This is a genomic window from Streptosporangium sp. H13245, from assembly GCF_055690525.1.
Window position 1 is genome coordinate 140,346 of the sequence record NZ_JBSZKT010000007.1, and the last position, 13,789, is coordinate 154,134.

The 13,789-nt window shown below is 72.5% G+C and carries 9 protein-coding genes; 3 read left to right on the forward strand and 6 right to left on the reverse strand.

Annotated elements, in window-relative coordinates; translation table 11 throughout:
• Window positions 1-328: 328 nt before the first annotated feature.
• Entirely contained in the window at window positions 329-3,736 is a 3,408-nt protein-coding gene (locus ACW9TB_RS15035; protein ID WP_472748630.1) for a PQQ-dependent sugar dehydrogenase, read from the forward strand.
• Window positions 3,737-3,825: 89 nt separating this feature from the next.
• Here the strand turns inward: ACW9TB_RS15035 and cutA are convergent, their stop codons facing one another.
• The 6 genes from cutA to ACW9TB_RS15065 form a co-directional block, all read right to left on the reverse strand.
• Window positions 3,826-6,216 (reverse strand): aerobic carbon-monoxide dehydrogenase large subunit, encoded by a 2,391-nt coding sequence (gene cutA / locus ACW9TB_RS15040; protein WP_472748631.1) that lies wholly within the window; start codon window positions 6,214-6,216, stop codon window positions 3,826-3,828.
• Between the two features lie 172 nt (window positions 6,217-6,388).
• The gene (locus ACW9TB_RS15045; protein WP_472748632.1) at window positions 6,389-6,865 is read right to left on the reverse strand and encodes a (2Fe-2S)-binding protein; all 477 of its coding nucleotides are present in this window, start codon (window positions 6,863-6,865) and stop codon (window positions 6,389-6,391) included.
• Complete coding sequence (locus ACW9TB_RS15050; protein ID WP_472748633.1) at window positions 6,858-7,727, reverse strand: FAD binding domain-containing protein; 870 nt, start codon at window positions 7,725-7,727, stop codon at window positions 6,858-6,860. The genes ACW9TB_RS15045 and ACW9TB_RS15050 overlap by 8 nt, the downstream gene beginning before the upstream one ends.
• Entirely contained in the window at window positions 7,724-9,109 is a 1,386-nt protein-coding gene (locus ACW9TB_RS15055) for a uracil-xanthine permease family protein (protein WP_472748634.1), read from the reverse strand. Before ACW9TB_RS15055 ends, ACW9TB_RS15050 begins: the two co-directional genes overlap by 4 nt.
• 267 nt (window positions 9,110-9,376) lie before the next feature.
• Entirely contained in the window at window positions 9,377-9,592 is a 216-nt protein-coding gene (locus ACW9TB_RS15060) for an RNA-binding S4 domain-containing protein (RefSeq protein WP_472748635.1), read from the reverse strand.
• Between the two features lie 59 nt (window positions 9,593-9,651).
• Window positions 9,652-11,214, reverse strand: a complete 1,563-nt coding sequence (locus tag ACW9TB_RS15065; RefSeq protein ID WP_472748636.1) for a PucR family transcriptional regulator — start codon at window positions 11,212-11,214, stop codon at window positions 9,652-9,654.
• A 273-nt stretch (window positions 11,215-11,487) separates the two neighbouring features.
• On the opposite strand from ACW9TB_RS15065, the gene ACW9TB_RS15070 reads away from it, so the two are divergent.
• Entirely contained in the window at window positions 11,488-12,297 is an 810-nt protein-coding gene (locus ACW9TB_RS15070) for an oxamate carbamoyltransferase subunit AllH family protein (protein WP_472748637.1), read from the forward strand.
• The gene (locus ACW9TB_RS15075) at window positions 12,284-13,717 is read left to right on the forward strand and encodes an FdrA family protein (RefSeq protein ID WP_472748638.1); all 1,434 of its coding nucleotides are present in this window, start codon (window positions 12,284-12,286) and stop codon (window positions 13,715-13,717) included. Before ACW9TB_RS15070 ends, ACW9TB_RS15075 begins: the two co-directional genes overlap by 14 nt.
• The last annotated feature ends 72 nt before the right edge of the window (window positions 13,718-13,789 follow it).

Genomic DNA, 13,789 nt, shown 5'->3' on the forward strand with positions numbered 1-13,789 from the left:
AAGTCCCTGCCACGAGGAGGCCCACCCCCGCCCCGGGGAGCCCGTTCCGCACAGTACGGCGCGACCCTACTCCGGCGCGAAGGCCCGTATCGCGGCGCGTGAAGCCCGCTCTGAGAGGGGACCGCGCGGCATGAAAAGCCCGTGTCCCCCGGCGCGGGGAGGTCCCTACCGCGAGGAGGCCCCCCCGCCCCCCGGGGAAGCCCGTCCCGCACAGTACGGCGATCGCGGCTGTTGACATTCCGATCTTCGGGGTTAACATCTGGCCCAGGCCCGCACGTAAGCGCTTTCGCAAGCGCTTACGGATCGCTCACCCCCCGAGAGGATCCGGATGCTCGCCCTGCCCACCCCCCTCCGCCGGTTGCTGTCACCGGCGCTCGCCCTGGTCACCGGCCTGGGGTTCGCGCTGGTCGCCACGGCTCCGGCCGCCGCGGCGGCACCCCCCTGTCCCGCCCTCTGTGCCCTGGCCACCTTCGACGACTACGACAACGGCAGCCTGCGCTCGCAGGGAACCTGGCACGTCAACACCCCCGGCGCCGCCGACGGAGCCCTCGCGGGCGACGCGGTGCCCGCGGGTTTCTCCGGCAAGACCCTCATCGACAAGCTGGACACCAGCGCCCAGCCCGTCCGCTATCGCGGCAACGCCTACGCCACCCTGGGCGACCTCGCCATCGCGGAGGGCGCCACCGGCACCCTCTTCTGGGAGTTCGCCGCCGACAACCTGACCAGGACCGACGTCAGCCTGGGCCTGAGCGCCGACGAGTCCCCCGGCCTGGGCTTCGACACCACCGGTGACGAGCTCGACCTGAACGACTACGCCGTCCAGGTACGCGTCAACGAGCGCGGCCTCGTCATCAGGGACGGAGGCCAGGACCGCGTCGCCGACAACGTCACCCTCACCCCCGGCGCGGTCCACCGGATCTGGGCCGTGGTCGACACCGCGACCGACAGCTACCGCGTACACGTCGCCGCGCCGGGCGGGCAGCCGATACGGGCCGCCTCGGGCGGCGACGACACCTTCGCCTTCCGGACCGGCGGCTCGGCCCCGCTGGTCACCTTCCTGCACCTGAACGACCCGGAGGACCCGCCGAGCGGGGTGTCGTACGTCGACAACATCCACCTCGACCCCGACGGCACCACGCTGATCGACCCGACCCCCGCGTTCGACCAGGTCCTCGACCTGGAGGGCTACACCGCGGGCGCGCTGAACGGCCAGGACGGCTGGACCACCTCGGGCACGGCCGTCGCCGTCGCCGCCGACCCGAGGCAGGCCGGGAACCAGGCGATCCGGATGACCGGCCCGAACCTGCGGGCGCACCGGGCGGTCCCCGCCATCGCGCCGGGCGCGAGCGGCACCCTCTTCTTCCGCTTCCTGCGGACCGGCAACGTCGACACCAGCGCCGGGCTCACCGACGTGGACGCGCCCGCCGCGTTCGGTGACTTCGAGGTCCAGGCCAACAGCCAGAACTCCGCCACGCTGAACGCCCGCGACCGGGGCGCCTTCGCCGCCGCGGGCACCTGGGCTCCCAACACCTGGCAGTGCGTGTGGCTGGTCGCCGACAACACGACCGACACCTTCGCGATGTACAGCAGGGGCGGCCCGTACGCGGTGACCACCCGGCTGCCGGCGGGTACCGAGAGGCGGTTCGGCTTCCGCAACGGCACCGCCGAGGCGCTGGACCGGTTCGCCGCGATCAACGGCGCGAACAGCACCTCCGCCCTCTACTTCGACGACATCGCGGTCGACACCGGCGGGGTGAACCTGCGGGTGCCGGGTGGCGCCGCCGACGCCTGCGGCGTGACGGGCGCGAGCGACCTGCCGCTGCCCGACCCGCTGCCCGGCGACCCCGTCGTCACCGGTCTCGGCGTCACCCTGCGGGAGTTCGTCACCATCCCCGCCAGCAACGCCACCGTGCCCCGGGCCAGGATCAACTACGCCGGTGAGATCCCCGACGGCTCCGGGCGGCTCTACGTACCCGACCTGAACGGCAAGATGTACCTCGTCGTGAACGGCGCCCCGGTGCGGTTCCTCGACGTCGCCGCCGCCTTCCCGGACTTCCGGCTCAACCCCAACCTCGGGACCGGCTTCGGCTTCGTCACCTTCCATCCCGACTACCGGACCAACGGCAGGTTCTACACCGCGCACTCCGAGGCGGGCCCGGCGCTGACCACGAAGACGCCCGACCTGCCGTACCCGGCAGGCACCTCCGTGCACAACGTGATCACCGAGTGGACCGCGGCGAACCCGGCCGCGAACACCTTCTCCGGTACCAGGCGCGAGGTCCTCAGGCTCGGCTTCGACACCTTCCTGCACGGCGTCCAGGAGATCGGCTTCAACCCGACCGCCGGGGCCGGGGCCGCCGACCGCACCCTCCTCTACCTCGCCCTGGGCGACGGAGAGGAGACGCCGAACTTCACCACCGGGCCGCAGAACCTGGGCGTGCCGCAGGGCAAGATCCTGCGTATCGACCCGGCGGGCACCGGCGGGCCCGGCGGCGGGTACGGCGTGCCGCCCGGCAACCCCTTCGTCGGCCGGGCGGGCGCGCTCGGCGAGATCTACGCCTACGGCCTGCGCAACCCGCACCGGTTCAGCTGGGACCCGGCCACCGGGAAGATGTACGTCGGCATGATCGGCGAGGTCAACATCGACTCGGTCTACGAGGTGAGGCCGGGCGACAACTTCGGCTGGAACGAGCGCGAGGGCGGCTTCCTGTTCAAGAAGTCCGACCCGACCAACGTCTACCCGCTCCCGGCCGACGACGCGAGGTACGGCTACACCTACCCGGTGATCAGCTACGACCACGACACCGGCAACGCGCTGGTCGGCGGCTTCGTCTACCGGGGCGTCGCGGTGCCGGAGCTCACCGGCAAGTACGTCTACGGCGACATCGTCAGCGGCCGGATCTTCTACTCCGAGGTCGGGGAGATGGTCCGCGGCGCGAAGCTCGCCACGGTCAAGGAGCTGACGCTGTTCGACGCGGCCGAGCGGCAGGTGACGATGCGGCAGCTGGCCGGGAACGACCGGGTCGACTTCCGCCTGGGCGTCGACGGCGACGGCGAGCTGCTCGTCCTGTCCAAGGCCAACGGCAAGATCTGGCGGGTCACGCGGCCCCCGCAGCACGCCGACTGCGCCGTGGGCACCGCGAGGGTCACCGGCACCGCGGCCCAGGCGAGCTGGGCCCCGCGTACCCCCGCCAAGTGGCGCTTCCCCGGCACCGAGGTGATCCTCGCCGAGGCCGGGACGGCTCCCGCCGGTCCGCGCCGCCCGTTCGAGTACGCCGTGCTCACCAAGGGCCCGGCCTTCGGGTCGGTGCAGCTCGACGCCGAGGTCAGGCTGGACGAGAGCGTGAGCGTCAGCAACCGGGACGTGATCGTCGTCTTCGGCCACCGCTCCGACACGCAGTACTACTACGTCCACCTGTCACAGGACAACACCATCTATCCGCACAACGGCATCTTCGTGGTGAACAACGCCGACCGGCTCCGTATCGACGACCAGTGGACCGGCACGGTCGGCGCTCCCCCGGCGGTGACCGACGCCAACTGGCACCGGGTCCGCGTCCGGCACTGCGCCGGCACGGGCGAGATCGCGGTCTACCTGGACGGCTCGGCGACCCCGCTGATGACGGCCACCGACAGAACCTTCACCTCCGGCCGGCTCGGCTTCGGCTCCTTCGACAACTTCGGCCGTACCCGGAACTTCTCCGCTACCGGCACCAACCTGACCTCCGGGCCGTGACCCGACCCCGAACGCGGTAACCGGCAGCGCGGCGCGGGAAGGCCACGGCTCTCCCGCACCGCGCTCCCTCCTTGCCGAGGACGCCGGGGTCAGCTCGTGGCGGCGCGGCGGAGGTCGAAGAGGTCTGATGGGGAGATGGGCATCTTGTCGATCCGGATTCCCTCGGCGTCCTCGATGGCTGAGGCGAGGACCGCCGAGACCGGGATGACCCCCGCCTCGCCCGCGCCCTTGATGCCCAGCGGGTTGAGCGGGGACGGGGTCTCCAGGTGGGCGGTCTCGATGAAGGGCACCTCGGTGGCGTACGGCATCAGGAAGTCCATGAAGGAGGCGTTCAGCAGCTGGCCGTGGCCGTCGTAGACCATTTTCTCGTACAGGGCCCCGCCGACGCCCTGGGCTACCCCGCCGTGGATCTGGCCCTCGACGATCATCGGGTTGATCAGCTTGCCGCAGTCGTGGACGACGGCGTAGCGCAGGATGCGGATCTCGGCGGTGAGCGGGTCGGTCTCGACGACGGCCGCGTGCATGCCGGAGGCGAAGGTCGAGCGGATCGGCGAGTAGTAGTCGCGGCCCTCCAGCCCCGGCTCCTCCCCCTCGGCCACCGGCGGCCGGTCGTAGGCGGCGGCGCCCGCGAACTGGGTGGCCCTGGCCGCCTCCTCGTCGAAGGCGTAGCGCAGCGGGTTGGACAGCACCGCCACGGTCGCCAGCGGGATCGAGGCGCCGGGAATGCCCGCCACCCGCACCTCCCCGTCGACGATCTCCAGGTCGCGGGGGTCGGCCTCCAGCGCGTCGGCGGCGATCCGCAGGGCCTTCTCCCTGACCTTCCTGCAGGCCAGCGCGATCGCGTTGCCGCTCATCACCGCGGCGCGCGAGGCGAACGTGCCGACCGCGTAGCCGAACCTGCGGGTGTCTCCGGTGACGACCGAGACCCGCTCCATCGGCACGCCCAGCTCGGACGCCGCGATCTGCGCGAACACCGTCTCGTGGCCCTGCCCCTGCGAGGTGAGGCCGGTGGAGACGTGCACCCGGCCGTCGGAGGTGATCTGGACGTGCCCGCCCTCGTACGGGCCGACGCCGGTGCCCTCGACGTAGCAGCCGACGCCGATCCCGATCGCGCGGCCCTCCTCGGCGGCGCGGGCCTTCAGCGCGGGGAAGTCGTCCCAGCCGATCAGCTCCTTGAGCATCCGCAGCGACTCGGGGTAGTCGCCGCTGTCGTAGATCAGCGGGCGGCCGTCCTGGAAGATCAGGCCCTGGTCGTAGGGGAACTCGTCGGGCTGGATGAAGTTGACCGCGCGCACCTTCGTACGGTCGGCCCCGAGATATTCGGCGATGTGGTCCATGGTCCGTTCCATGCAGAAGACCCCCTGGGGGCGGCCCGCGCCCCGGTACGGGGTGACCTGCACGGTGTTGGTGTAGATCGAGGAGAACTCGACCCGGTAGGCGCCGATCCGGTAGGGGCCGAGCAGCTGGGTGGAGGTGATGATCGGCACGATGATCCCGTACGGCGTGTAGGCGCCGTGGTCGTGCAGGATCTCGACGTCCAGGCCGAGCACCCGGCCCTCGTCGTCGAAGCCGACCCGGACCGACTGCACCTGGGCCCGCTCGTGCGCGGAGGAGATGAAGTGCTCGCGCCGGTCCTCGGTCCACTTGACCTCCCGGCCGAGCGTGATCGCCGCCCACGGGACCAGGATCTCCTCCGGCCACGGGTGCACGATCTTCACGCCGAACCCGCCGCCCACGTCGGGGGCGATCACCTCGACCTTCGGCAGCGGCAGGCCGAGCTTGGCCGCGATCGCCATGCGGACGCTGGTGGAGGTCTGGGTGCTGGAGTGGACGCGCAGGGAGTGGTCGTCGGCGTCCCAGCGGGCGTGCACGCCGCGTCCCTCCAGCGGCATGGACGCGCTGCGCTCGATGTCGAGCCGGAAGGACAGCGTGTGCGGCGCGGCGTCGATGGCCTCGCGCGCGCCGAGCCCGGCGTCCGAGGGCACCTCCTGGACCAGGTGCGCGCCGACGTTGCCCGGCACGCCCTCGTGGACGAGCTGGGCCGACTGCGCGGCCTCCTCCACGCCGACCACCGGCTTGAGGATCTCGTAGTCGACCTGGATGAGCGCGCAGGCGTCCTCGGCGAGGTAGCGGTCGCGGGCCACGACCATCACGACGGGCTCGCCGACGTGCCTGACGATCTCGCGGGCCAGCGGGTACGCGGTGCGGCCGTGGGTGAGCGCCGGGTGCGGGATGAGCAGCGGCAGCGGCTGGGCGAGCGCGCCGGGCAGGTCCTCCCAGGTGTAGATCGCCACCAGCCCCTCGACCTCGATGGCGGCCGAGACGTCGATGTCGCGGATCCTGGCGTGGGCGTGCGGGGAGCGGACGAACGCCGCCTCCAGCGCCCCGGCTCCCAGGTCGTCCAGGTAGAGGCCCTTCCCGGTCAGCAGCCGGGGGTCCTCGCGCCGGGTGATCGGTTCGCCGAACAGTTTCGTGGTCATGATCGCCTCATCTGACGGCCCGCCGAGCCGTGCCGCCTGCCTCGACCGCCCGGGAGCCTCCTGAGCCCACCCGGGCGTCCCCCGGCTCCGCTGATTCCGCCGGGGGATTCGCCGTACGCGCCTACGGATACTCCGTACCCGCTCACGAAGGACCCGCTCATGAAGGCCCCGCTCACGACTCCTCCGCCATGATCTCGGCCGCGCGGTGGACGGACTTGACGATGTTCTGGTAGCCCGTGCAGCGGCACAGGTTGCCGGAGATGCCCTCCAGCACCTCCTCCTCGGTCGGCGCCGGGTTGTCGCGCAGCAGCGCGGTCACCGTGCACAGGAAACCGGGGGTGCAGAAGCCGCACTGCAGGCCGTGGCACTCGGCGAAGGCCCGCTGCACCGGCGAGAGCGTGCCGTCCCCGTCGGCGAGTCCCTCGACGGTGGTGATGTCGCGCCCGTCCACGGTGACCGCGAACGTGAGGCAGGAGCGGACGGGCTCGCCGTCCAGCAGCACCGTGCAGCACCCGCAGACCCCGTGCTCGCACCCGACGTGCGTGCCGGTCAGCCCGAGGTCGTGCCGCAGGCAGTCGGACAGCAGCCGCCGCGCCGGGACCTCGGCCTGCCGGAGCACCCCGTTGACGGTGAGCGTGATCTCATGCATCCGCGGCCTCCCTGGCGGCGTCACGGAGTGCCTGCTCGGTGAGGACTCCGGCGAGGTGCCGCCGGTAGGCGGCGGTCGCGTGGATGTCGGCCTCGGGGTCGATCCGTTCCCGTACGACCTGGGCGGCCGAGTCCCAGTCGGCCGAGGCGGACGGGCGGTGGCCGACGGCCTCGGAGACGTCGACGAGCAGCGGTACGGGGCCGAGGCTCACGCACGCCACCGTGGCCGAGATGATCCGCAGGTCGTCGTCCAGGACGACCCGCGCCGCGATCCCGGCCAGGGCGTAGTCGCCGTGCCGCCGGGCGACCTCGCGGAACGCGGTGCCCGAGCGCGGCGGCGACGCGGGGAAGAACGCGGAGACGGCCAGCTCTCCCGGGTCGATCGCCGACTCCAGCGGGCCGGTGAAGAAGTCTCCGGCGGGGACGTCCCTGACGGCGCCGGACCGTGCCAGCCGTACCGAGCCCCGCAGCAGGGTGAGGACGGCGGGCAGTTCGGCGGCGGGGTCGGCGTGGGCCAGGCTGCCGACGACGGTTCCCCGGTTGCGGATCACCGGGTGGGCCACCAGCCGGAGCGCCCTGCCCAGCAGCGGCTGGGCCGCGGCGGCCGGTTCGTGCCGTTCCACCTGGGCGTGCCTGGCCAGGGCGCCGACCCGGACCCCCTCGGGGGCGACGTCGACGAACGCCAGCTCGGACAGCCGGTTGATGTCGACCAGGTGGGCGGGGGCGGCCAGCCGCATGTTCAGCATCGGGATCAGGCTCTGCCCCCCGGCGAGCACCTTGCCGTGCTCCCCGGTCCCGGCGAGGGCGTCGAGCGCCTCGCCGAGGGAGCGGGGAGCGTGGTATTCGAACGGGGGTGGCTTCACCCGGTGGCCTCTCGTCGCGGCTGGGACACCTCTGGACCGACGCCGTCACCGCCGCCCCGGCCCGCGATGACCCGGAGCAGGTGGTAGCCGGCCACCACCACGATGGTGCCGAGGGCGATGCCCTCCAGCGTGAAGTCCGAACTGATCATATGCTTGACCGGGCCGATGGCGAGGATGATCCCGGCCCCGACCGGGACGAGGTTGACGGGGTCGGCGAAGTCGACCCGGTTCTCGATCCAGATCTTCGCGCCGAGCAGGCCGATCATGCCGTACAGGATGACGGTGATGCCGCCGAGCACGCCGCCCGGTGTGGCCGCGACCAGCGCGCCGAACTTGGGGCAGAGGCCGAACAGGATCGCGATGACGGCGGCGATGTAGTACGCGGCCGTCGAGTAGACGCGGGTGGCGGCCATCACGCCGATGTTCTCGGCGTAGGTGGTGGTCGGGGAGCCGCCGAAGGTGCTGGCGACGACGGTGGCGGCGCCGTCGGCGGCGACCGCCCGGCCCATGTACGGGTCGACGTCGGTCCTGGTCATCTCGCCGACGGCCTTGACGTGACCGACGTTCTCGGCGACCAGCGCGATCACCGCGGGCAGGACCAGCAGCACGGCGGAGAACCTGAAGTCGGGGAGGTGCATGCTCGGCAGGCCGATCCAGTCGGCCGACGCCACCGCGTCGAAGTTCACCCTGGGGTGCGTGTCGATCGCGCCGGTGCCCGCGTTGAAGGCGGTGATGTTCCCGAAGATCCTGTCGGCCCCCCAGGAGAGCGCGAAGCCGATGATCAGGCCGAGCAGGATGGCGATCCTGCCGATGAAGCCCTTGAAGAGCACGATGATGACGAAGGTGACGATCATCGTGATCAGGGCGATCCACTGGTCCTGCGGCCAGTAGATGTCGGCGACGACGTACGCCAGGCCGAAGCCGATCAGCATGACGACGGCGCCGGTGACGACCGGCGGGAAGACGCGGTTGATGATCTGTACGCCGAGGAAGTGGATGGCCACGCCCACGAGCGCGAGGACGAGTCCGGCGACGAGGATGGCGCCGGTGACGATCGCGTCGGTGGCGGGCGTGTCGCCGCCCATGAGCGCCCGGATCGCGAGCACGCCGCCCACGAACGACGCGCTGGTCCCGAGGTAGCTGGGGACCTTCCCCTTCACGATGAGCAGGAACATGATCGTTCCGACGCCCGAGAACATGATGGCGACGTTGGGGTCGAGTCCCATCACCAGGGGGAAGACGAAGGTCGCGCCGAACATCGCGACGACGTGCTGCGCCCCGAACCCGACCATGCGCGGCCAGGTCAGCCGTTCGTCGGGTCTGACCACCTCTCCAGGGGCGAGCGTCCTGCCGTCGCCGTGTTTCGTCCAACCTGCAACCATCGAGCCCCACCTTTCACCGGGCCGTCGGTCGGTGAACCACCCCGCGGGCTTCCCTCCGGCGAATCCCCTTCAGCTGTTGCGGGCACGTTAGGACCGAAACCATGCCCTTACACCGTCATGATCTGCCAAATCTGAGCGGCCGACCAGTGGAGACCTCGCGCACGGCGCACCCGCGGGCCCGGTGAGGATCGCGGACGGCGCGCCCATCGGTCCGGTGAGGGTCGCGCGTGGCGTACCCGCGGCCCGGCAGGGGGCCCGTACGGCGCGCTACTTCGCGACCACGTGGATCTCGAAGCCGTCCCCGGCCACCACCTGGCCGTCACGGATCTTGCAGGTCTTGCGGAGCTCGACCTCGCCGTCCACCAGCACGTTGCCGTCGGCGATGAAGTGCTTGGCCTGGCCGCCCGTCTCGGTGACGCCGCAGTATTTGAGCAGGTCGCACAGCGGGATGTACTCGGTGTCCAGCTCGAAGGTCTCGTTCACGCCGAACAGCTTAGATCCCGCGTACGCACCGGCCGCGTATCCCCAGGTGGCCGCCGTCGTCATATCCCGCGCATCCGCAGGACGTGCAGGGCCAGGGTGAGGTTCAGGCGCAGGTGGGCGTCCTCGGTGAAACCGCCGAGGATGCGCTCCAGCTTGCCGATCCGGTAGCGCAGCGTGTTGTAGTGGAAGTGCAGCCTGCGCGCCGTCTCGGCGACGTTGAGGTTGGTCTCCAGCAGCACCTGCAGCGTACGGCGCAGGTCGGCGTTCTCCGCGTCGTCGTCGGAGGCGAGCGGGCCGAGGGTCTCGCGGACGAACGCGTGCAGCTCGGCGGTGTCGTTGACCAGGGACAGCAGCCGGTAGACGCCGAGCTGGTCGAAGTGCGCGACCGCGCCGTTGCCGTGCAGCTGACGGCCCACCCGCGCGGCCTTCAGCGCCTGGCCGTACGCCTCGGGCAGCGCCTCGGCCCCGACGGCGACGCGGCTGGCGCCGGTGGAGAAGGTGGCGGGCAGCGACTCGGCGAAGGCCGCGGCGGCGTCCTTGGCCAGGCGGCCCGCGTCGACGGACGCGTCCACGATGGTGACGACCTCGTGGGAGAACCCGGCCACCGCGCCGCGCGCGTCGTGGCGGCGCATCGCACCGGTCCAGCAGGTGACGAGGCGGTCCTGGGCGGCGCGCTCGTCGCCCTCGGGGTCGAGCTCGGCCACCAGCACGGTGACCGGGCGCTGCAGGTCCCAGCCGAAGGCCCTGGCCCGGGAGGCGACCCGCTCCGTGCCGCCCGCCCTGCCGGTGAGCACGTCGCGCAGGAAGTCGGCGCGGTACTTGCTCTCGACGGCGTTGACCGCCTCCTGACGGGTCACCACCAGCGCGGCGACCGTGGCGGCACGTTCCAGAATTCCGACGTCGCTGTCGCCGATCGCCCCGACCGGGCCGCAGGCGACGATCCTGCCGTGGTGGTGACCGCCCGCCACGACCGGCACCGAGGCGTGGCGTCCCTCGGGCCCGTCACGCAGCGCGGCCACGTGCTCGGCGGGCCCGGCCGCGGCCAGCACGTGCCCCGTCCCGTCCAGCACGGCCACCCCCACGCCCAGCAGCCCGGCGACCTCGGCCGTCACCTCGCGCAGCCCGCCCCCGGCGAGCACGACCTGGACCAGCGCCCGGTGCGCCTCCTCCGCCCTGGCCAGCACGGCGGCCTGGCGGTTGAGGATGTCGGTCAGGACCTGGTTGAGGATGTCGTCGAAGCCGACGTTGTCGGGAAGCTGGATCAGCGGGAAGCCCAGCCGGTCGGCCTGCTCCACCATCTCCTCGGGCAGCTCGTCGAGATAGCGGCCGAGCTTGATGGCGAGCGCGGCCAGGCCGCGCTCGTCGAGGTCGGCGACCAGCCTGCCGAGCGACTGGGGCGTGTTGCGCAGCGGGTAGCCGGTGGTGAGCAGCAGCTCGTGCGGCTTGACCCAGGCCAGGACGTCGGGCACCTCCATCACGTTGAGGCGCTGCACGACGCGGTCCAGGCCCCGCTCCCCCGCGATCAGCCGGGCTCCCGCCAGTGTCGAGACGCCGAGGACCTCGCCGACGGCGACGCCGTGAATGATCGTTCCGGTGCTCGCCGGGCGCACGGGGGGTTCCATGAGGTGATTGTGACTGATGGACCCGTCTGTCAGGAAGAGCCAACCTTTGAGCAGACTGTTGGCACCTTTCTCCGTACGGCCTGCGTCCACGCCCGTTCTACCGTCGGCTCAATGGATGGGGGAGTCCGTGAGCGAGCGAACCGCTGGAGAGAGCACCTTCACACCCACGGGGCCTGCCGAGGAGCGCTCATGACCGTTGGAACACGCCCTAGGGCACAGCGCGTACACACGCGGACGCACGGGACCGGCGCGGCCAGCACGGCCCTGCGCCAGATGCTGGAGGCGCCCCGCCGCCCGGCGCGGGTGCTGGCGGCCTTCCCCTCCGGCGTCTACCTTGAGGTACGCACCGAGCTGGAACCGCAGGTCATCGCGGTGGTGACCGGGGAGGCCACCCGCCTGCCCAACGCCATGGTGGTCACCGACCCGATGCCGCGCGTCGCGGTGGGCGACGAGGCGTCCGTCGGGGACGGCTCGATCGACGTCGGGCGGCTCAGCCTGCGGGCCCACCGCTGGTGGAACCCGGCCCCGCCGCTCGGCGCCGTGGACGCCGCGCGGCTGGCCCGTTCGCTGCCCGCGCTGGCGGAGCTGTGCGAGCGGTCGCCGAGGCGTCCGGGGCTGGAGGGCAACGGCGCGGCCGGTCTGCTGGCCCAGGGGTGCGCCGAGGGCTCGCTGCTGAAGAGCGTGGTGGCCGCCGAGCAGCTGGTCGGCCTGGGTCCCGGGCTGACGCCGAGCGGTGACGACGTGCTCGCGGGGCTGCTGGTCGCGCTGCGCCATCTGGGCGGGGCGACGGGCGCGAGCCGTGCCGTGTGGCTGGCCGACTGGCTGGCCGCCGCGGTCACCTTCGACGTACGCGGCAGGACCACCCCCATCTCGGCGGCGCTGCTGCACTGCGCCGCCCGGGGCGAGGCCAGCGGCGAGGTGCTGGCCGTGCTGCGGGGCCTGGCGGGACGGCAGTCCCTGGAGCCGGCGCTCCACCGCCTCCTGCAGCTGGGCCACACCTCCGGGGCGGACCTGGCGTGGGGGCTGCGGATCGGGCTCGCGGCGGTGATCGATCTGGAAGGCGGGGGCAATGGCGAGTACTGATGTGGTCCGGACACGTACGGGGATCTACCACGACTCCGTGAGCCTGATGCGGGTCAGCCGCACGGCGACCGCGCTGCCCGGCGTGGAGGTCGCGGTGGTGGCGATGGCCACGGAGCTCAACCTCGGGATCGCCGCCGAGCTGGGGTTCGACCTCCCGCAGGCCGGTCCCGCCGACCTGCTGATCGCGCTGCGCGGCGAGACGGACGCCCTGGAGGCCGCGTCCGCGGAGCTGGACGGGCTGCTGGCCGCGCTGTCGGCCCCGTCCGCGGCCGGTGGCGGCGGCGCCGCCGAGCGCCCCCCGCGCACCGTCCGCGCCGCGGCCCGCGAGCGCGCCGCCGCCCTGGCCCTGGTCTCGGTGCCGGGCCCGCACGCGTTCGCCGAGGCGCTGGACGCGGTCGAGGCGGGCCTGTCCGTGATGATCTTCAGTGACAACGTGCCGGTGGAGCAGGAGGTGCTGCTCAAGAGACGCGCCGCCGAGCGCGGCGTGCTGGTCATGGGTCCCGACTGCGGCACCGCGGTGGTCGGCGGGGCGGGTCTCGGCTTCGCCAACGTCCTGCGCCCCGGCCCGGTCGGGCTGGTGGCCGCCTCGGGAACGGGTGCGCAGCAGGTGACCTGCCTGCTCGACCTGGCGGGGGTGGGGGTGTCGCACGTGCTGGGCGTGGGCGGTCGCGACCTGTCCGCGGACGTGGGCGGGCTGTCCACCCTGCGCGCCCTGGAGGCCCTCGACGCCGACCCCGCCACCGAGCTGATCGTCCTGATCTCCAAGCCCCCGGCCCCCGAGGTCGCGCGGGCCGTCGGGGAGGCCGTCGCGAAGCTCGGCACGCCGGTCGTGACCGCGCTGCTCGGTCCCGGCCAGGACGACCTGACCTCGGTGACCGAGGCCGCCCTGCGCGCCCTCGGCGTCCCCGTCCCCACCTGGCCCTCCTGGCCCGCCCCCGGTTCATCCGGGACATACGGTCCATCCGGGACGGGCGGCGCGGGTGCCGGGGGGAACGTGCGGGGGATCTACTCGGGCGGGACGCTGTGCGTGGAGGCGCGGCTGATCGCCGGGACCGGGGAGTTCACCGACTTCGGCGACGACGCCTACACGGTCGGCAGGGCCCACCCGATGATCGACCCGACGCTCCGCCTGGAGGCCCTGGCCGAGGTGCCGCCCGGCGACGTCGTTCTGCTCGACGTGGTGCTCGGCCACGGCGCCGACCCCGACCCCTCCGCCAGGCTCGCGCCCGCGATCGCCGAGGCCGTCGCGAGGGGCGTCACGGCGGTGGTCGCGCTGGTCGGCTCCGAGGGCGACCCGCAGGGGCTGGCCGCGCAGGCCGGGGCCCTGAACGCGGCGGGGGCCGCGGTCTTCACGTCCAACGCCGGGGCCGCCGGGTACGCCGCGCGGGCGGCCACCGGGATCGCCGCGGACACTCGTTGACCGTCGGGGGTTCCAGGTTCGTCTCGGGCTGGTCCCTGCCCGGGTTTCAGGTTCAGGGAGAGCTGTTGACTT